General features: G+C 25.4%; 17 protein-coding genes. 16 read left to right on the top strand and 1 reads right to left on the bottom strand.

Annotated features, from left to right (window positions below; all coding sequences use genetic code 11):
- Genes pyk through LW893_RS02480 form a run of 9 tightly spaced genes read left to right on the top strand, consistent with a single transcriptional unit; the run spans position 1 to position 9,751 of the window.
- The gene (gene pyk / locus LW893_RS02520; protein WP_233055649.1) at positions 1-1,752 is read left to right on the top strand and encodes a pyruvate kinase; all 1,752 of its coding nucleotides are present in this window, start codon (positions 1-3) and stop codon (positions 1,750-1,752) included.
- Positions 1,753-1,812: 60 nt separating this feature from the next.
- Positions 1,813-2,526: a sugar transferase gene (locus LW893_RS02515; RefSeq protein WP_233055648.1), complete on the top strand. Its 714-nt coding sequence runs from the start codon at positions 1,813-1,815 to the stop codon at positions 2,524-2,526.
- Positions 2,516-3,517 (top strand): glycosyltransferase family 2 protein, encoded by a 1,002-nt coding sequence (locus LW893_RS02510; RefSeq protein ID WP_233055647.1) that lies wholly within the window; start codon positions 2,516-2,518, stop codon positions 3,515-3,517. The genes LW893_RS02515 and LW893_RS02510 overlap by 11 nt, the downstream gene beginning before the upstream one ends.
- A gap of 3 nt (positions 3,518-3,520) precedes the next feature.
- Positions 3,521-4,237, top strand: a complete 717-nt coding sequence (locus LW893_RS02505) for a 2-C-methyl-D-erythritol 4-phosphate cytidylyltransferase (protein ID WP_233055646.1) — start codon at positions 3,521-3,523, stop codon at positions 4,235-4,237.
- Entirely contained in the window at positions 4,230-5,249 is a 1,020-nt protein-coding gene (locus LW893_RS02500; protein WP_233055645.1) for a zinc-binding dehydrogenase, read from the top strand. The genes LW893_RS02505 and LW893_RS02500 overlap by 8 nt, the downstream gene beginning before the upstream one ends.
- 21 nt (positions 5,250-5,270) lie before the next feature.
- A complete protein-coding gene (locus LW893_RS02495) occupies positions 5,271-6,116 on the top strand; it encodes a LicD family protein (RefSeq protein WP_233055644.1) in 846 nt (281 codons plus the stop codon).
- 9 nt (positions 6,117-6,125) lie between these two features.
- The gene (locus LW893_RS02490) at positions 6,126-7,226 is read left to right on the top strand and encodes a glycosyltransferase (protein WP_233055643.1); all 1,101 of its coding nucleotides are present in this window, start codon (positions 6,126-6,128) and stop codon (positions 7,224-7,226) included.
- Positions 7,227-7,239: 13 nt separating this feature from the next.
- On the top strand, positions 7,240-8,715 hold the full coding sequence (locus tag LW893_RS02485; RefSeq protein ID WP_233055642.1) for an O-antigen polysaccharide polymerase Wzy family protein: 1,476 nt from the start codon (positions 7,240-7,242) through the stop codon (positions 8,713-8,715).
- A 1-nt stretch (position 8,716) separates the two neighbouring features.
- Complete coding sequence (locus LW893_RS02480) at positions 8,717-9,751, top strand: hypothetical protein (RefSeq protein WP_233055641.1); 1,035 nt, start codon at positions 8,717-8,719, stop codon at positions 9,749-9,751.
- A gap of 35 nt (positions 9,752-9,786) precedes the next feature.
- Here LW893_RS02480 and yedF read toward each other — a convergent pair whose 3' ends face one another.
- Positions 9,787-10,386, bottom strand: a complete 600-nt coding sequence (yedF, locus tag LW893_RS02475) for a sulfurtransferase-like selenium metabolism protein YedF (protein WP_233055640.1) — start codon at positions 10,384-10,386, stop codon at positions 9,787-9,789.
- Between the two features lie 188 nt (positions 10,387-10,574).
- Between yedF and LW893_RS02470 the strand changes: the two genes are divergently transcribed.
- From LW893_RS02470 to LW893_RS02440, 7 genes are all read left to right on the top strand, one after another.
- Complete coding sequence (locus LW893_RS02470) at positions 10,575-11,480, top strand: DnaJ domain-containing protein (RefSeq protein ID WP_233055639.1); 906 nt, start codon at positions 10,575-10,577, stop codon at positions 11,478-11,480.
- A gap of 120 nt (positions 11,481-11,600) precedes the next feature.
- Positions 11,601-14,168 carry an ATP-dependent Clp protease ATP-binding subunit gene (locus LW893_RS02465; protein ID WP_233055638.1) on the top strand — a complete coding sequence of 856 codons (2,568 nt, stop codon included), beginning with the start codon at positions 11,601-11,603 and terminating at the stop codon, positions 14,166-14,168.
- Positions 14,169-14,312: 144 nt separating this feature from the next.
- Entirely contained in the window at positions 14,313-14,630 is a 318-nt protein-coding gene (gene yajC / locus LW893_RS02460; RefSeq protein WP_233055637.1) for a preprotein translocase subunit YajC, read from the top strand.
- Between the two features lie 70 nt (positions 14,631-14,700).
- Positions 14,701-16,446: a single-stranded-DNA-specific exonuclease RecJ gene (recJ, locus tag LW893_RS02455; protein WP_233055636.1), complete on the top strand. Its 1,746-nt coding sequence runs from the start codon at positions 14,701-14,703 to the stop codon at positions 16,444-16,446.
- 12 nt (positions 16,447-16,458) lie between these two features.
- On the top strand, positions 16,459-18,612 hold the full coding sequence (locus LW893_RS02450) for a RelA/SpoT family protein (protein ID WP_233055635.1): 2,154 nt from the start codon (positions 16,459-16,461) through the stop codon (positions 18,610-18,612).
- Positions 18,612-19,061 carry a D-aminoacyl-tRNA deacylase gene (gene dtd, locus LW893_RS02445; protein WP_233055634.1) on the top strand — a complete coding sequence of 150 codons (450 nt, stop codon included), beginning with the start codon at positions 18,612-18,614 and terminating at the stop codon, positions 19,059-19,061. The genes LW893_RS02450 and dtd overlap by 1 nt, the downstream gene beginning before the upstream one ends.
- 9 nt (positions 19,062-19,070) lie before the next feature.
- On the top strand, positions 19,071-19,700 hold the full coding sequence (locus LW893_RS02440; RefSeq protein ID WP_233055633.1) for an MBL fold metallo-hydrolase: 630 nt from the start codon (positions 19,071-19,073) through the stop codon (positions 19,698-19,700).

Here is a 19,700-nt window from a genome sequence, read left to right as displayed (position 1 = left end):
ATGAAAAAAACAAAAATTATATGTACAATTGGACCAGCATCTGATTCAGTTGAAAATTTAAAAAAATTAATGCTTAGTGGAATGAATATTTGTAGATTAAATTTTTCACACGGAAGTCAAGAAGAACATAAAGTAAGAATAGATAATATAAAAATAGCGAGAGAAGAATTAGATATTCCTATAGCAATAATGTTAGACACTAAAGGTCCAGAAATTAGACTTGGTAAATTTAGTGTTGATGAAGTTGAATTAAAGACTGGTGATATATATACTTTTACAATTGATGAAGTATTAGGTAATCATGAAATTTGTTCTGTTTCATATAAATTATTGCCTAATGATGTTAAAGTAGGTGGGACAATATTAGTTGATGATGGATTAGTTGAAATGGAAGTGATTTCAAAAACTGATAAAGAAGTAAAATGTTTAGTAAAGAATAACGGAATAATAAAGAGTAATAAAGGAGTTAATATTCCTAATGAAATTATTCATTTACCATCTATTACTGAAAAGGATAAATCAGATATTCTATTTGCAATAGATAATGATTTAGATTTTATTGCAGCATCATTCGTTAGGAAACCTGAAGATGTTTTTGAAATTAGAAAAATTTTAGATGAAAAAAATTCAGATATTAAAATAATTTCAAAAATTGAGAATCAAGAGGGTGTTGAAAATATTGATAAAATTATAGAAGCATCTGATGGAATAATGGTTGCTAGAGGGGATTTAGGAGTAGAAATCAAGACAGAATTTATACCTAAAATTCAAAAAGAAATTATTAGAAAATGCAATCTAATTGGAAAACCAGTAATAACTGCTACACAAATGTTAGACTCAATGATTAGAAATCCAAGGCCTACAAGAGCAGAAGTAACAGATGTTGCAAATGCTATTATAGATGGTAGTGACTGTGTTATGTTATCTGGTGAAACAGCAGCAGGTAAATATCCAATTGACGCAGTTAAAGTTATGAATAATATTGCTATAACAACTGAAAATTCATTTGATTTTCAAAATAGTATAAAAAATAAAAACAGACATGATAATTTGAATATAATGAATTCAATTAGTTTATCTACAAAAGAGATTGCTGAAAATTTAAAAGCAAAAGCTATAATTTGTGCTACCGCTTCTGGTATTACTCCAATTGCAATTTCAAAGTTTAGACCGTTTGTAGATATTTTAGCTGTTACTTATTCTGAAAAAGTTAGAAGAAAATTGCAAGTATACTGGGGAGTAACTTCTCTAATTTCTCAAAAGTCAGAGCATACAGATGAGGTTATTGAACGTTCAATTTCCACTGCACTAAATGCAAATTATATTAATGATGGGGATACTGTAGTTTTAACAGCTGGAATTCCAGTAGGAGTTGCAGGAACAACAAATTTAATTAAAGTTCATACAGTTGGAAAAATACTTATAAAAGGTTTTGGAGTTGGAAAAGAATCTATTACTGGAAAATGTTGTATTATAAATAATATAGATGATTTAAGTAATAAATTTAAAGATGGAGATATTATTGTATCTAAATTTACTGATAGAGAGTATGTAGAATATATAGATCGAGCTTCTGGAATAATTGTTGAAACAGGTGGACTAACGTCACATGCAGCTATTATTGCTTTACATTTTAATATTCCTACAATAATAGGAGCAGAAAATGCTAATAATGTAATAAAAGATGGCCAAATTGTAACAATTGATACTGTTGGTGGATTAGTTTATGATGGAGATGTTAAAGTTTTATAATTTTACTTTATTTTAAATATGTGATATTATAATACATAGTTTAAATAAGGAGAAAATATTTTGATAAAATATAAAGATTTACCAAAAGAATTTCAAAATGATGCTGTAAAAAAGTATTATGAAATAGTTTCTAGAAAGAAAATTAGTTTATTGTTTAAGAGAATATTTGATATAATTTTTTCTATTTTAATTTTATTGATTTTATTTATTCCAATAATTATAATTTCTATAGCAATTAAATTAGATTCGAATGGAAGTGTGTTTTATAGACAGGTAAGAGTAACACAATATGGCAAAAGATTTAGAATATTTAAGTTTAGAACTATGGTTACAAATGCAGATAAAATTGGTACTCTTGTAACAGTAAAATCAGATGCTCGTATTACAAAGGTTGGAAAATTTCTAAGAAAATATAGATTAGATGAATTTCCTCAAATTTTTAATATATTAATAGGTGATATGAGTTTTGTTGGAACAAGACCAGAAGTTACAAAATATGTCGAAAAATATTCAGATTATATGTATGCAACTTTGCTATTACCTGCAGGACTTACTTCATATTCTAGTATAAATTATAAAGATGAAGATGAAATTATTTCAGAACATTTGAAAGATAATGAAAATATAGATGATATATATGTAAATTATATTTTACCTGATAAAATGAAATACAATATTGAATATATTGAAAGATTTTCATTTTTATATGATATAAAAATAATGTTTAAAACATTTTTTTCGGTATTTTTAGGAGGAAAAAATAATGAAGGTTAGTATTGGTGTAGTTGCTTTAAATGAAGAAAAGACCTTACCTTCTCTTTTTGAGGACTTTAAATTGCAGACTTATCCTCATGATAAAATTGAAATTATTTTAATAGATGGTCTTTCATCAGATAATACAAAGAAAATTATGCAAGACTTCAAAAATGATAATGATTTTGTAGATATAAAAATTATAGATAATCCTAAAAAAATACAATCTGCTGGTTGGAATTTGGTAATAAATAATTTTTCTGGAGATGTTTTAGTAAGAATTGATGCTCATTCATCCATTCCAAAAGATTTTATAGAAAAAAATGTTAAAAATATTGAATCCGGTGAATATGTTTCTGGAGGAAAAAGACCTAATATAATAGATGAGGATACTCTATATAAAAGAATGTTATTAGAAGCTGAGTCTTCTATGTTTGGAAGTGGTATTGCTCCATTTAGGAATACTTCTGGAAAAAAATATGTTAAATCAATGTTTCACGCTATGTATAAAAGAGAAGTATTAGAAAAAGTTGGTTTGTTTAATGAAAAACTATTAAGAACTGAGGATAATGAATTTCACTATAGGATTAGAAATGCAGGATATAAACTTTGCTATGATGATGATATTGTATCGTATCAACATACTAGAAATTCTCTTTCTAAAATGATTAAACAAAAAAAAGCTAATGGAATGTGGATAGGTCTTACTACTGCAGTTTGTCCTGAGTGTTTGAATTTATATCATTATATACCATTTGCTTTTTTGGTATCATTGTTTATTTCAACTATTGCATTGTTTTATACTAAATATTTATTTATTTTAGTATTTGGTTCATATCTTATAGTTAATATTTTAATGTCATTGAGTTCAATATTTAAAGGAAAATTTAATCCATACAATCTATTACTGCCGATTGTTTTTTTTCTTTTACATATTAGTTATGGATATGGTACATTGATAGGATTTTTAAAAATTCCATCATTTTTAAAAACATATAATAAGGAGGACTAAAAAATGATTTATGCAGGAATTCTTGCTGGAGGAATTGGTAGTAGAATGAATATTTCTAATATGCCAAAGCAATTTCTGAATATTGGAGATAAACCTATTATAATTCATACAATTGAAAAGTTTTTATTATCTAATAAAATAGATAGAATTTATGTTGGGGTTAATCCTGATTGGAATTCCTATCTAGTTGATATTATTGAAAAAGATTATAATTATTTATCAGAAAAAATAATAGTTGTGGATGGAGGAAAAGATAGAAATTCAACAATTATTAATATTATTTCAGCCATTGAAAAAAATAATGGCTTAACAGACGATGATATTTTAATTACACATGACGCAGTTAGACCTTTTGTATCAATTAAAATGATAGAAGAAAATATAGAAAATTGTAAATCTTATAATATTATTGATACTGTTGTACCAGCATTTGATACTATTGTAGTTTCTGAAGATGGTAATTTTATTTCATCAATTCCAGATAGAAAAACAATGTTTCAAGGTCAAACGCCTCAAACATTTAAAATTAATAAATTTATGGAATATTATAGTAAATTAACAGATGAAGAAAAGAATATTTTAACTGATGCATGCAAAATATTTGTTTTAAATGGAGAAAAAGTATTTCTTGTTAATGGAGACTTTTCAAATATAAAAATTACAACAGTAACAGATTTGAAGATTGCTAAAGCTATGCTTATGGAGAATTTAAATGATTAATAGAATTTTTCAATTAATAAAACCAGGATTTATTTCTGTAAAATATATTGATGAAAGTTTTTTGGGTGATAAAGTAATTGTTAAACCTTTATATGTTTCATTATGTCATGCTGATCAAAGATATTATCTTGGAAAAAGAGATCCTAAAGTTTTAGAAAAAAAATTACCAATGGCCCCAATACACGAGGCATGTGGTGAAGTAGTTTTTGATCCTACAAATACTTTTAATGTTGGAGATAAAGTATCTATGATACCCAATACTCCTCCTGATGATTATGATGAAAGTTTTTATGAAAATTATGTAAAAGGATCATATTTTCTTTCAAGTGGTCATGATGGATTTATGAGAGAGTTTGTAAAAATTTCACCAAATAGACTAGTTAAGTTTAATGATATAGATCTTTCTGTTGCTTCAATTTTAGAATTTATTTCAGTTGGTTTTCATGCTTTTGATAGATTCGAAAAAAATAGTAGTAATGATAAAGAGACTATTACAGTATTTGGGAATGGAAGTCTTGGATTTATAATGGCTAATGTTCTTAAATATAAATTACCTAATAGTAAAATAGTTGTAGTTGGTAGAAATTTAGAAAAATTGAAGATGTTTTCATTTGTTGATCATGTTTATTCTAGTGATGATATCCCTACAGATTTTTATACAAATCATGCATTTGAGTGTGCTGGTGGACCAGGTAGTGAGGATGCAATAAATAGTATAATTAAATACATTAAACCTCAAGGATCTGTTATGCTTATGGGTGTTAGTGAAAATAAAGTAGCTATTAATACTAGAGATATATTAGAGAAAGGATTAACATTAATTGGATGTTCTAGATCAGGAAGAAAGGATTTTATAGAAGCGGTAAAAATGCTTGAAAATAAAAAAATACAAAATAGATTTAAAACTATTGTTTTTGAAGATGATGAAATAAAGAATATTGATGATATTCATAGATTTTTCAAAAATGACTTAAATACACCTTTCAAGACTGTTGCAAAATGGAATATTTAATTTAATATAATTTATAAAGATATGGAAGAAATAAATTTAAGAGAGTTACAACTAAAAAGTTTAGAAATGGGTAAATATTTTGTTTCTTTTTGTGAAGAAAATAAGTTGCTTTGTTATCTATGTGGTGGTGGAGCAATAGGTAGTTTAAGACATTCTGGATTTATACCTTGGGATGACGACTTAGATTTTTTTATGCCAAGAGAAGATTATGAAAAATTAGCCTTACTATGGAACGAAAAGGCAAATACAAAAAAATATTCACTTGTTAAAGCAAATGAAAATTTAGTTGATCATAATTTGTTTATTACTATTAGAGATAATGATACTACAGCAATTAAACCTTATCAGAAAGGTTTAGATATTAGTCATGGTGTTGCGTTGGATATAATACCACTTGATGGATGTCCTTCTGGAGATTATCAACGAAAATTTCAGTTAATGTGGGGGCTAATTTATTCTTTATTTTGCGCTCAAGTTTTACCTGAAAAGCATGGTGGTTTTAAGAAAAAGGTATCCAAAATTTTACTATCTATATTTAAATCAAAAAAAATAAGATATAAGATATGGAAAATAGCAGAGAAAAAAATGACTAAGTATAAATTTAAAGATTCAGATTATATAACTGAATTATGTTCGGGACCATATTATATGAAAAAAAAATATAAAAAAGAATGGTTTATTGATAAAATATATGTTGATTTTGAAGATACAAAAATGCCCATTCCAATAGGATATGATGGTTATTTAAAAACTGCTTTTGGGGATTATATGACATTACCACCTAAAGAAAAGCAATTACCTCATCATGATTTACTTTTCTTAGACTTAAATAATGGATACATCAATTATAAAGAACTTTGGAAATAAGGTGATTAAATGAATAAAAAAAGAGTTTTGTTTTTTTTATGGTCTTTTTCTTTAGGAGGAGGAGCAGAAAAAATATTATCAACTATTGTTAATAATCTGGATCCAGAAAAATATCAGATTGATATTCTTGAAATAGAACATTTTGATAAAGGATATGAACCTATTAACAATAGTATAAGAATATTGAAACCTTGGCAAGATTATAGACAATCAAAGTTAAAAAGGGCTATTCTATGGAGAATAAGAAAGTTCTTTCCTGGGTTAGTAAGAAAATTAATGGTTAAAGATAAATATGATATTGAAATTTCATTTACTATTATAAATCCCCCTTTTGTATATTCAAAAGATGATAATGTAAAAAAAATTGCATGGATCCATGGTAGTATTGAAGATTTTATCAATGATAGTAAGAAAAGAAATAGTCATAGAGAACACTTGAAAAATGTTGATAAAATAATTTCGGTATCTGAAAAAACTAGAGAATCAATAATTTCAGTATATCCTGAATACAAAGATAAAGTTATTACAATTTATAATGGATATGATTTTGAAAGTATAATGGATAAGTCAAAAGAAGATATTGATTTTAAAATTGAAAATAATTCAATTTGTGTAATTGGAAGAATTGAGAAATTAAAAGGCTCTTTAGATGTTTATGAAACAATTAAAAGATTACACATTGAAAAAAATAAAAAATATCATTTATATTTTATAGGTTCAGGTGATTTAGAGTCACGTTTAAAAGAGTTGACAGCTAAAGATGGTTTAGATAAATATATACATTTTTTAGGATATCAAAAAAATCCGTATAAGTATATAAAAAGAATGGATTTAATGTTATCAATGTCAAAACAAGAAGGTTTTTCGGGGGCAATCGTTGAAGGTTTGGCTTTAGGAGTACCTTTTATATCAACAGATGTTGGTGGCATTAAAGAATTATCAAATAATGGTAAATTTGGAAAAATAATTTATTCTACAGATGATGCTTGCAATCATATAATTGATTTTTTCGAAAATAAAAAAGAGATTAATTATTCTGAAATGTCAAGTTATATATCTAAATTTACTATTCCTGAACAAATTAAAAATGTAGATGAATTATTAGATTAGTGGAGATAATTATATGAATATTAGTTTTAAAAAAATTTATTCTTTAGTTACAGCATTATCTTTTATATTTACATTATTGCTTGGTATATGTTATTTATATACAGATAGACTAGATGTATTGTTATTTACACTATTATCATTTTTTGTAAGTTTGATTATATTTTGTTTTACTGATATAAAATATTATATAATACATGTATTTTTCTATATTACTATATTTATTTTTTTGGTTTCTAGACCAACAATAGATTATTTAAGAGAATTCAGTTTTAACACTTATCAGAAAGATGCTTATATTTTTTCGTTTATAGTTGTGATGATTTCTCTTTTAGGTTTATTTATAGGAGGATTAATTTCTAGATCGCTAATTGATACAAAGAAGAGTAATAATCTTAATATCACTGAAAAAAAAGATAAAATTATATGGTTAAAAAATGTTAGGATAGTTTCTCTTACTGTATATATGTTAACATACCCTTTTTATGTAATAAGATTAATAGAAAGGTTAATATTTAAACTAAATACTGATTATTACACTTATTATGCGGAGTTTAAAAGCAGTTTGCCATATTTTACATATATTCTATCAGTTTTTACTGTATATTCAATGTGTATTTACTTGGCATCTAAACCGAATAAAAGAAATGCAACCATAGTATTATTAAGTAATTTGTTTGCGAATTCAATCTATTTAGTAATTGGAACAAGAAATCCATTTATTTTAACTCTTATATTTTCATTTATTTACTATTTTATAAGAGGACAGGAAGATATTAGGAACAAATGGATTGGTTTAAAAGAGAGATTAGTTATATATACAAGTATCCCAATAATAGTTGTTGGAATGGGACTTTTAAATTATATTAGAGATAATTTATCTGTTTCTACTTTTAGATTTTTTGACATTTTTGTAGATTTTATATACAAACAAGGAACAAGTTTTGGAGTATTAGCTAGAGGTTTTCTATATAATAGTAATATTGCAGTAAGAAGTTTTACTAATTTTACATTTGGACCAATAATTGAATATTTTACTCATGGTAACCTTGGTTTGTTACTATTTAATACAACACCTTATACAGCAACAACAAATAGTATAGAATTTGGTATTAGAAGTAATAGCTACTCTCATAATATATCATATATTGCAATAAAAGATGATTACTTACAAGGACATGGATTAGGAAGTAGTTTTATAATGGAAAATTATACTGACTATGGTTTTATAGGTGTATTTTTATTTAGTATGTTTTTAGGATTTTTGTTTATTAGAATGTTAAATGTTTCATATAATAACAAAACTTTACCATTTATTTGTTCATTAATTATACTTAATAATTTATTCTTTATGCCTAGAAGTAGTTTTTCTGAAAGCTTTTCAATTCTATTAACATTCCAATATTGGTTTTTAATAGTTTTGATCTTTGTAGTAGCAAAATTAATATCGAAGGATAATTCGTATACAATTTATAAAATTAAGGAGATTTGATATGTTTGAAAATTATTCAATAGGAGATTTATTTTCCAATATTTACAAAAAAAGATTGTTGAATATTATTACATTTATAGTTTTGAGTATTGCTTTGGTTTGTCCATTAGTTTTGAAAACAATAAATAAAAAAACTGTAACTAAGGAAGGGGTAAAATATTCTACTTATGTTTCTTATAAAATTACAGCACCTGAAAATGATAATATAAATTGGATTTATGGTAGAAGAGGATTTGCTGATTTTTATGAAAAATTATTGACTTTAAATCTAAATGGAGCGTATTTATTTAATGATGTTAGTGATGAAGATTTAAATCAAATGGCTAAAGAATTAGATACATCTGCTACTACTTTAAAAAATTCTAATTTTGATTATTGGGATAAAAAAGTTGTGATAAATTATATTTCAACAAATTTAGGAGTTTCTGCAAAAATATTAACTCCTAGTAAATTAGTTAATGATTTAATTGAAAAAAAGTTTGATGAATTAATAAATAAATATAAAAATGTATATAGCGATGTAACTATAGAGAAACTTGAATCAAATTATTCTAAAGAGTTAAGCTCAAAAGAAAATGTTAATTCAGGTTATAGTTTAAAAAAACTAGTAATAAAAGTTGTTGCAATAGAAATTGCTATATTAATTTTAGTCGCATTAATGAATTTTATTATATATATATTTAATCCAACTATGAATAGAGAAGGTGATTATAGAAAATATAATATAAAATTTGTTCAAGAAATAAAAAACAATAATGAGTTATTAGAAGTTCTAAAATATAAACAAAATGAAGAAAATTTAGAAGAATTAACTATTCTTTCATCAAATTCTAATATTATTAAAAAAATAAATAATTTAAATATGGAGAATATAAATATTGTTAGTTCTAATAATCTAAATAATATTATAAATTTAAAAAATGTTATATTTATTGAAGAATATGGAATTACTAGATATTCAGCTTTTGAAAAACTATTACAAAATGTTAACAATTACAATAAAAATGTAATTGGAGTAGTAACATATAAACTATAAGATAATAAAAAACCGGCTTAATTTAGCCGGTTTTTTTATATATTAATAACCTTTCCTGCATTGAAAAGAGTTTCGTAAATTGTATACATATTGCTTATTTCACCAACTTTAAGTTTTTCTTTAAGTCCATAATAATCTAGACAAGTACCACAGGAAATAATTTCAACTCCATTGTCTTGTAGCTTTTTAAGATCATCTAAACATGGAGAACCTTCTGTAGTTAATTTAACTCCAGAGTTAAAAAATACTATTGTTTTTGGTAATTTATCATATTCACTTGAAGTATAAATAAATCCTTTAATTAATAATTTACCTAATTCTTCAGATCCATTTCCCATAAAGTTTTTTGATATCGCAATAACAGTATTGTCAGAATTGTCAACTGAGCAAAATTGAGTAGGTTCTTTTATTTCTGTATTATTACTTTTTGATACATAAACATTAAATTCTTGATCTGATTTTTTATCAAATTTAAAATCAAGATTACTACTTTTAGCAAATTTTTCTAGATTTTTTACAGCAGTATCATTATCAACTATGACTAAAAAATCTTTTTCATCTGAACTTTCAACAGCTTTTTTTGTTAAAATCAAAGGTTGAGGGCACACTAAACCTTTTGCGTTAATTTCTTTCATATTTTACCTCCTAAAATATTATCTAACAATGTTATTATACAATATAAGTAATATTAATACAAGTGATTTCATATTTATAATATTTAGAAAGTGAAATAGAAAAAATTTTATATTAAAATCTTGTTTAAAATTTTTATATAGGGTATAATAAAATTAAAGGTCAAAGATAGTCAAATACGGAGGGATATATGGAATACAAAGATTATTATAAAATATTAGGTGTTGATAAAACAGCTACTGATGCGGAAATTAAGAAAGAATATAGAAAATTAGCAAAAAAATATCATCCAGATGTTAATCAAAATGATGAGTCTGCCAGTAATAAGTTCAAAGAAATAAATGAAGCTTATGAAGTATTATCAGATAAGGAAAAAAGAAAACAGTATGATATGTTTGGTTCTAATTATAATTTTAATGGTGGAGATAATTTTGACCCAAGAAATTATGGGTTTAAAACATCCTATAACTCAAGTAGTATGGGAGAATTTTCTGATTTTTTTAATATGTTTTTTGGTAGTGAAAATTCTTCTAGTTTTAGTGGATTTTCAAGTTTTGATGGTTTTACTAATTCTAGACCATTTTCAGGATTTGAAAGACAACCACAAAGACAAAAATATGAAACAAGCATTAACTTATCAGTTAAAGAAGCATATTCTGGTATTGAAAGGGAACTTTATGTAAATATAAATAATTCTCCTCAAAAAATAACAGTAAAAATTCCTAAAGGAATTACATCAGGAAAAAAAGTAAAAGTTAATGGAGATAAATATAAACTTGATGGAGATATTTTTGTAAAAATTAATGTTATAAATGATGAATATAGATTAGAAGATTTAGATTTAATAAAAACTGTTAGTTTGTATCCATGGGAAGCATACTTTGGAGTTACAAAGGTTATTAAAACTTTAAATGGAAATGTTAGAGTAAAAATACCTGCTAATATAGAAAGCATGAAAAAAATTAGAATTCCAAATAAAGGATATACAGATTTAAAAGGAAGAACTGGAGATTTATATCTTGAAATGGTTATAAATAATCCTAAGAATTTATCACCTGATAAATTAGAATTGTATAAAAAATTAATGGAGAATTAATATGAAAAGAATAAAATTTTTATTTTTAAAATTAAATAATTTATTTTTGTGATAATATATATTAAAAAAATTATTATAAGTTTAATAAAAAAATATTAACAAAATAGAAGGAGGAATACGATGAATTTAGAAAAATTTAGTAGTGATGCAATGAATATAGTTGAAGAATCACAGAGTATAGCAATTAAACATGCGAATGTAGAAATATCAGATTTACATCTACATATAGCATTAATTAATAAAGACAATATTATTATTAAGATTTTAAATATTATGAATGTAAAAATTGAAGATTATAGAAATGATGTAAAGGTAGCACTGGAAAATTTACCATCACAATATGGCTCAACTAACATTTATCCAAATACTGTTTATCAAAGAATTCTACTTAATTCTGAAGATGAGATAAATGGAACTGGAGATAGTTTAATTTTACCTGAACATATATATCTTTCTCTTCTAAAAGAAAAAAATATAAAATCATCAGATATTTTTAAAAAGTATGATATCACTTATAATTCGTTCAAATATGCATTAATGGGAATTAAGAATATGAAAAATGATCGTAAAGATGGTAGTACTAGTGAAGAATTACTAAAATATGGAAGAAATTTAACTGAAGAAGCTAAAAATGGTAAATTAGATCCAGTTATTGGTAGAGATGAAGAAATTAGAAATTCAATTAGAATATTATCAAGAAGAACAAAAAATAATCCCGTATTAATTGGCGAGCCAGGTGTTGGTAAAACTGCAATTGTTGAAGGTTTAGCTCAAAGAATTGTTAATAATGATGTTCCGGATGGTTTAAAAGATAAAATAATATTTTCACTAGATATGGGAAGTTTAATTGCTGGAGCAAAATTTAGAGGAGAATTTGAAGAAAGACTAAAAGTAGTTCTAGAAGAAATAAAAAATTCAGACGGGGAAATAATATTATTTATTGATGAAATTCATACTCTTGTTGGTGCAGGAAAAACTGATGGAGCTTTAGATGCTTCTAATATGTTAAAACCTATGCTTGCTAGAGGAGAATTGCATACAATTGGAGCAACAACATTAGATGAATATAGAAAATATATAGAAAAAGATGGCGCGTTAGAAAGAAGATTCCAAAAGGTATTAGTAAAAGAACCTACTGTTGAAGATACAATTTCAATACTTAGAGGAATTAAAGAAAAATATGAAATTCACCATGGAATTAAAATAACAGATGCTGCTGTAATTGCTTGTGTAACTTTAAGTGATAGATATATAACAGATAGATTTTTGCCAGATAAAGCTATTGACTTAATGGATGAAGCTTCTTCTATGATAAGAACTGAAATAGATTCAATGCCTCAAGAAATTGATAATTTAAGAAGAAAAGTTCTTCAATTAGAAATTGAAAAAGCTGGTTTAATTAAAGAAACTGATGAAATTAGTAAAAAAAGATTAGAAGACTTAGAAATTGAACTTTCTAATGTTAAAAATTTATATAATGTTGAGCTTGCTAAATGGGAAAGTGATAAAAAGGATATTAATGAAATTAAGACTGTAAAATCAGAAATTGATTCAGTTAGAATTGATATTGAAAAAGCAGAAAGAGAATATGACTTTGAAAAACTTTCAGAATTGAGATATGGCAAGCTTGCAAATCTGGAATTAAAATTAGCTGAGCTTAATGAGAAAAAGAAAGAAAAAGAAAGTTATTTAAAAGAAGAAGTAACCGAGGAAACTATCGCAGAGGTAATTTCTAAGTGGACAAATATACCTATTAAGAAATTAGTAGAAGGTGAAAAAGAAAAATTATTACACCTTGGAGAAATTTTACACAAAAGAGTAGTTGGACAAGACGAAGCTATTAATTTAGTAAAAGAATGCATATTAAGATCAAGAAGTGGATTAAAAGATGAAACTAAACCTATTGGGTCATTTATTTTCCTAGGCCCTACGGGTGTTGGTAAAACAGAGTTAGCAAAAACATTATGTGAAAGTATGTTTGATAACGAGAAAAATTTAGTTAGAATAGATATGAGTGAATATATGGAAAAACATTCTGTATCAAGATTAATAGGAGCTCCTCCAGGATATGTAGGTTATGATGAAGGAGGACAACTTACAGAAAGAGTTAGAAGAAATCCATATTGTGTCATTTTATTTGATGAAATAGAAAAAGCACATCCTGATGTATTTAATATTCTATTACAAGTATTAGATGATGGAAGACTAACAGATAATCAAGGACGAGTTGTAGATTTTAAAAATACAATCATTATTATGACTTCTAATATAGGTTCTGACTACTTGCTAAATGGAATAGATGAAAATGGTAAAATAATTAAAGAAGCTGAAGATAAAGTTATGAATGAATTAAAAAATTCTTTTAGACCTGAGTTTTTAAACAGGGTTGATGATATAGTATTATTTAAACCTTTACAAAAAGAAGAGCTTTACAAGATTATTGATATGACTATTTCAGAAATAGAGGATAGATTAAAAGATATTGGTTTAAAAATAATTTTAGATGATAGCTGTAAAAAGTTAATTTTAGATTCAACGTACTCTTATAATTATGGAGCTAGAATTATAAAAAGATACATTCAAAAACATATAGAAACTGAATTAGCTACAAAAATAATAGAAGGTAAAATTCAACCTAATTCTACAATTAAATTTGTAAATTTAGATGGAAAAATTTGTATTTCATAAAAAATATTAATAAATAATAAAAAAAGCTAAGAAAATTCTTAGCTTTTTTAAAATTTTTTATTTATAAATTATCTTAGAAATATTTGAATTATAATTGATTTTATGTTAAAATATAGACATATATTTCAATTTAGGAGGAATAATATGGATCAATTAACTATGCAATTTGTTTTGATTGGTGGCTTTATGTTATTAGCATATGTTTTTATGATAAAACCACAAAAGAAAAGACAAAAAGAAATAATGGAAATGAGAAATAATTTGAAAATAGGAGATAGTATTATAACTATAGGTGGTATTAAAGGCAAAATTGTAAAGCTAACTGATACTGATGTTGTAATTGAAACATCTGATGATGGAACTAAATTAGAATTTATAAAATCTGCTATTCATTCTACAATTAACGAATCAGAAACATCTTTAGAAGATGAGGATGAAGATAATAATACTGAAGAAAATTAATTTAAAACAAATAGACGGATTTCGTCTATTTTTTCTTTATAAATAATATATCAATAATTTGGGGGTATTTATGAAAAAATGGTTTATAAAATCTGATAATGGATTAACTAAGGAAAATTTCTTAAATAATAGTGAATTTTCATATATTACATGTCAACTTTTAGCAAATAGAAAAATAGACTACAATAACGTTAAAAAATTTTTATATCCAGATTATAAATACCTTCATAATCCTTTTTTGATGAAAGATTTAGATACAGCAATAGAAATACTTGTAGAAGCAATAGATAGCAATTTACATATTCAAATTGTTGGTGATTATGATCAAGATGGGAATTCAGCAACAGTTGTTTTATATAAAGGACTTAGCTATTTCACAGATAATATAAGCTTTGCTATTCCACATAGAATTGAGGATGGATATGGTATTTCAAAAGGTATTGTAGATAATGCAAAAGAAGATGGAGTTGATTTAATCATAACTTGCGATAATGGAATTTCAGCTTTTGATGTTGTTGAATATTCAAATTCACTTAATATCCAAATGATTATAACTGATCATCATCAATTGTGTTTTGACGATGAAGGAAATCAAATATTACCTAAAGCTATAGCTGTTATAAATCCTCATAGAGTAGATTGTGAGTATCCTTTTAAAGAATTATGTGGTGCCGGTGTGGCTTTTAAATTGATGCAAGCATTATTTGATGAATTAGGTGGAGATGAAAATTATTTAATTGACTTGTTACAGTTTGTTTCTATGGGAACCGTTTGTGATGTTGTTGATTTGGTTGATGAAAATAGATTTTTCGTAAAAAAAGGATTAGAAATATTAAATACAAGTGATAATATAGGAGTAAACAAATTAAAAGTAGAAAATGGAGTAACTAAAGTTACTACTACTTCTTTAGGTTTTAAATTAGGACCATGTATTAATGCTGCTGGTAGACTTGAATCAGCAAGTATTGGAGTAGATTTATTTCTAGAAACTAATGAAGAAGTTGCTGAAAATTATGCAAAAAAATTAGTTGACCTAAACGAAAAAAGAAAAAGCTTAACTACTGAAGCATATTCAAGGGTGATTTTAAAAATAAAAGAAAATATGTACTATGAAGATGATATTATAGTAGTTTATGACGAATCTATTCATGAATCAATTGCTGGAATTGTTGCTGGGAGAATTAAAGATTTTTATTATAAACCAACTTTAGTTTTTACTAATGCGAAAGAAGAAGGTATGTTAAAGGGAAGCGCAAGAAGTATTGAAGATTATGATATTATTTCAAAGCTTAGAGAATTTCCAAATTTATTTGAAAAATTAGGTGGACATGCAATGGCTGCTGGTTTTACGATTAATATAAATAATTTAGACGTATTAAGAGTTGAACTAAATAAAAATTCTGGTTTAAATTCAGAAGATTTTATAGAAAAGGTTAAAATAGATTGTTCATTAGATTTTAAATTACTAAATTTTAATATAGTAGAAGAGTTAAAATTGCTAGAACCATATGGTAAAGCAAATCCTGAACCTTTATTTGGTACTAGAAATGTAGAAATAAAATCTTTATCTATTATCGGGAATAATAAAAATGTTATTAAATTAGTTTTAAGTCAAGATGAAAATGAGTATAGTGGAATTATTTTTACAAATTTTGATAAGTATATTCTGTATCTAAATAAGAAATTTGAAACTAGTGATATAGTAAATGAACAATATAATATAAAAAATAAATTTATAGATATTTTGTATACACCTGTAATTAATGAATATATGAATACAAAGTCTATTCAATTATTAATAAAAGATTTAAGGTAGGAGGTGAGTGTAATGTTAGATGAATTATTATTAAAAATTAAAAGCTATAACCCTAATTCTGATCTTGAAAAAATTTCAAAAGCATATAATTTTACAAAGGAGTGCCATGAAGGACAATTTAGAAATTCAGGAGAGCCATATTTTATTCATCCTGTTGCTGTTGCTAATATTCTAGCTGATTTATATATGGATGACGCTACTATTATAGCAGGACTTATGCATGATATTTTGGAAGATACGGAAGTAACATTTAAAGAGATGGCAGAAATGTTTGATGAGGAAATTGCTAATCTTGTTAATGGTGTTACTAAATTAAAGAAAATAAAGTATCAAAGTAAACAAGAATCTCAAGCAGATAATTTAAGAAAAATGTTATTAGCTATGAATTCAGATATTAGAGTTATTATTATTAAGATAGCAGATAGACTTCATAATATAAGAACTTTAGAATATATGAAAAAAGCCAAGCAATTAGAAAAGGCAAAAGAAACTTTAGAAATTTATGCACCTTTAGCTTATCGATTAGGTATGAGTAATGTTAAATGGGAACTAGAAGACTTATCTCTAAGATATCTTGAGCCAGAAATATATTATGATTTAGCTGAGAGAGTTAAGAAAAAAAGAAGTGAAAGAGAAAAAATAATTAATGATATTATTGATGAAATAACTATTAGTTTAAAAGAACATAATATTCAAGGTGAAATTAGTGGAAGACCAAAAAGTTTATATAGTATCTATAAAAAAATGTATAAACAAAATAAAAGTTTTGATGAGATTTTCGATTTAACAGCAGTTAGAATAATTGTTCCTACTATTAGTGATTGTTATGCAGTTTTGGGAATTGTTCATTCAAAATGGAAACCCATACCTTCAAGATTTAAAGATTATATTGCTGTACCAAAACCTAATTTATATCAATCATTACACAATACTTTAATAAGTAATTCAGGAGATGTTTTTGAAGTTCAAATTAGGACTTTTGAAATGCATAAAACTGCAGAATATGGAATTGCTGCTCATTGGAAATATAAAGCTGGAGTAGATAGAAGTACCAGTTTTGATGATAAATTAACTTGGCTTAGACAACTTATGGACTGGCAAAGAGAAGTAAATGATAATAGAGAATTTATCACATCATTTAAAGAGGATTTTATTTCTGATGAAGTATTCGTTTTTTCTCCAAAGGGTGATGTTATTAACTTGGTTGCTGGTGCAACACCTATTGATTTTGCATACAAAGTTCATACTGCTGTTGGTAACAACTGTGTAGGAGCAAAAGTAGATGGAAGAATAGTACCATTAAATCATAAATTAAAAAATGGAAATATTGTAGAAATACTTACAAATCCAAATTCATCAGGTCCAAGTAAAGATTGGTTAAAAATAGTAAAATCTTCTCAAGCAAGAACTAAAATAAAACAATGGTTCAAAAAAGAAAATAGAGCTTTAAATATAGTTCAAGGTAGAGATATGCTTGAAAAAGAAGTTAGAAGACTAGGATTTACTTATAGTAAAATTTTAAAAGATGAGTGGTTATTACAGATTGCAAAAAAACTAAGTTTTAATACTATTGATGAAATGTATGCAGGAATAGGATTTGGAAGTATTAGCATTAAACAAATTATTCCAAAATTAAAAGATTTTTATACAGAATATTATCAGGAATCTGCTGATGATATTATTAATAGAGTTAAGAGTGAAAAATCAGGAAATCAACTTAATTCAAAAGGTGTAATTGTAAAAGGCATTGACAATATAGAAGTTAGTTTTGCAAAATGCTGTAATCCTCTTCCAGGGGATGAAATAGTTGGGTATATTACAAAAGGAAGAGGAATTTCCGTTCATAATTGTAATTGTCCAAATGTAAAAAGTGTTTCAAATAGAGATAGACTAATTTCTGTAGAGTGGACAAATGCTAAAAACTTATATTATAAAGTTGAAGTTGCTGTTATATCTCTAGATCAAGTTGGAGCATTGGCTGATGTTGCTCATATCATTTCAGAATCAAAATTAAACTTGGTAGGAATTACTGCAAAAACAGGTAAAGATAAAACTTTTATAACAAATTTTGTTGTAGAAATTAAGAATATTGATGAACTTGATAGATTAATTAATAAAATAAAATCTTTAAAAGGTATTCTCGACGTTTATAGAGTAGGTGCATAATGAGAGCCATATTACAGAGAGTTAATTTTGCTAGTGTGGAAGTTGATAAAAAAGAAGTGTCCAGAATAAATAAGGGACTTCTTCTTTTTGTCGGATTTGGAAAAAATGATTCTATTGAAGATTTAAATTATATTTTTAGAAAAGTTGTAAATCTAAGAATATTTGAAGATAATAATTCTAAAATGAATTTATCAGTTATTGATAAATCATATGAGATTTTAATTGTATCGCAATTTACTCTATATGGTGATTGTAGAAAAGGAAATAGGCCTAGTTTTGATAACAGTTTATCTAGTATTGAAGCTAGAGAAAAATATGAGGAATTTTTAGAGATATTTAAAGAGAATAATATTTCAGTTAAAACAGGAATATTTCAAGCTGATATGAAAGTACTTTTAGAAAATGATGGACCTGTTACAATGCAATTAGATTCTAAAAAAAATTACTAGGAGTTATTTATGAATGTTAAAAGAATAGTTGTTGGAGTTTATGCTGTAAATTGCTATATCGTATATAATGATAACAAAAAAGGATTTATAGTTGATCCAGGTGGAGATAGTGAGGATATTATTAATTTTATAGAACAAGAAAATATTAACGTAGATTTTATACTCCTTACTCATGGACATGGTGATCATATAGGAGCAGTGAATTTATTAAAGGAAAAATATAATTTACAAGTTTATGCTAGTATGAAGGAAAAAGCATTATTAAATAATTGTATAACAAATTTATCTAAGTCTATTCCACCATTTAAGGGGATTGAGTTAGAAGCAGATAGATGGCTTTGTGATAATGAGAAAATAGATTTTTATGGTGATACTATTGTAATTATGGAAACACCTGGTCATACAGAGGGGAGCATCTGTGCATTTTTGGGAGATATAATTTTTTCAGGAGATACACTTTTTAGAATGAGTATTGGAAGAAGTGATCTTCCAACAGGTAATACTGAGGAAATAATAAATTCAGTAAAAAAATTATTTAATCTAGAAAATGATTACAGAGTATTACCAGGACATGGAGCAGAAAGTAATTTGTGTTTTGAAAAAAACAATAATCCATTTATGAAGAATTTAAATGGTTGA

The sequence above is a fragment of the Parvimonas micra genome (assembly GCF_021300775.1).
In the GTDB taxonomy this organism is placed as follows: domain Bacteria; phylum Bacillota; class Clostridia; order Tissierellales; family Peptoniphilaceae; genus Parvimonas.
The sequence above is the reverse complement of the archived record's forward strand: the minus strand, read 5'-3'. Positions and strand labels throughout refer to the sequence as shown.

Excerpts from the sequence above, each read along its gene's own strand:
- pyk (WP_233055649.1), top strand. The coding sequence starts at position 1 with ATGAAAAAAACAAAAATTATATGTACAATTGGACCAGCATCTGATTCA.
- LW893_RS02510 (WP_233055647.1), top strand. The coding sequence starts at position 2,516 with ATGAAGGTTAGTATTGGTGTAGTTGCTTTAAATGAAGAAAAGACCTTA.
- LW893_RS02505 (WP_233055646.1), top strand. The coding sequence starts at position 3,521 with ATGATTTATGCAGGAATTCTTGCTGGAGGAATTGGTAGTAGAATGAAT.
- LW893_RS02500 (WP_233055645.1), top strand. The coding sequence starts at position 4,230 with ATGATTAATAGAATTTTTCAATTAATAAAACCAGGATTTATTTCTGTA.
- LW893_RS02495 (WP_233055644.1), top strand. The coding sequence starts at position 5,271 with ATGGAAGAAATAAATTTAAGAGAGTTACAACTAAAAAGTTTAGAAATG.
- LW893_RS02490 (WP_233055643.1), top strand. The coding sequence starts at position 6,126 with ATGAATAAAAAAAGAGTTTTGTTTTTTTTATGGTCTTTTTCTTTAGGA.
- LW893_RS02485 (WP_233055642.1), top strand. The coding sequence starts at position 7,240 with ATGAATATTAGTTTTAAAAAAATTTATTCTTTAGTTACAGCATTATCT.
- LW893_RS02480 (WP_233055641.1), top strand. The coding sequence starts at position 8,717 with ATGTTTGAAAATTATTCAATAGGAGATTTATTTTCCAATATTTACAAA.
- yedF (WP_233055640.1), bottom strand. The coding sequence starts at position 10,386 with ATGAAAGAAATTAACGCAAAAGGTTTAGTGTGCCCTCAACCTTTGATT.
- LW893_RS02470 (WP_233055639.1), top strand. The coding sequence starts at position 10,575 with ATGGAATACAAAGATTATTATAAAATATTAGGTGTTGATAAAACAGCT.
- LW893_RS02465 (WP_233055638.1), top strand. The coding sequence starts at position 11,601 with ATGAATTTAGAAAAATTTAGTAGTGATGCAATGAATATAGTTGAAGAA.
- yajC (WP_233055637.1), top strand. The coding sequence starts at position 14,313 with ATGGATCAATTAACTATGCAATTTGTTTTGATTGGTGGCTTTATGTTA.
- recJ (WP_233055636.1), top strand. The coding sequence starts at position 14,701 with ATGAAAAAATGGTTTATAAAATCTGATAATGGATTAACTAAGGAAAAT.
- LW893_RS02450 (WP_233055635.1), top strand. The coding sequence starts at position 16,459 with ATGTTAGATGAATTATTATTAAAAATTAAAAGCTATAACCCTAATTCT.
- dtd (WP_233055634.1), top strand. The coding sequence starts at position 18,612 with ATGAGAGCCATATTACAGAGAGTTAATTTTGCTAGTGTGGAAGTTGAT.
- LW893_RS02440 (WP_233055633.1), top strand. The coding sequence starts at position 19,071 with ATGAATGTTAAAAGAATAGTTGTTGGAGTTTATGCTGTAAATTGCTAT.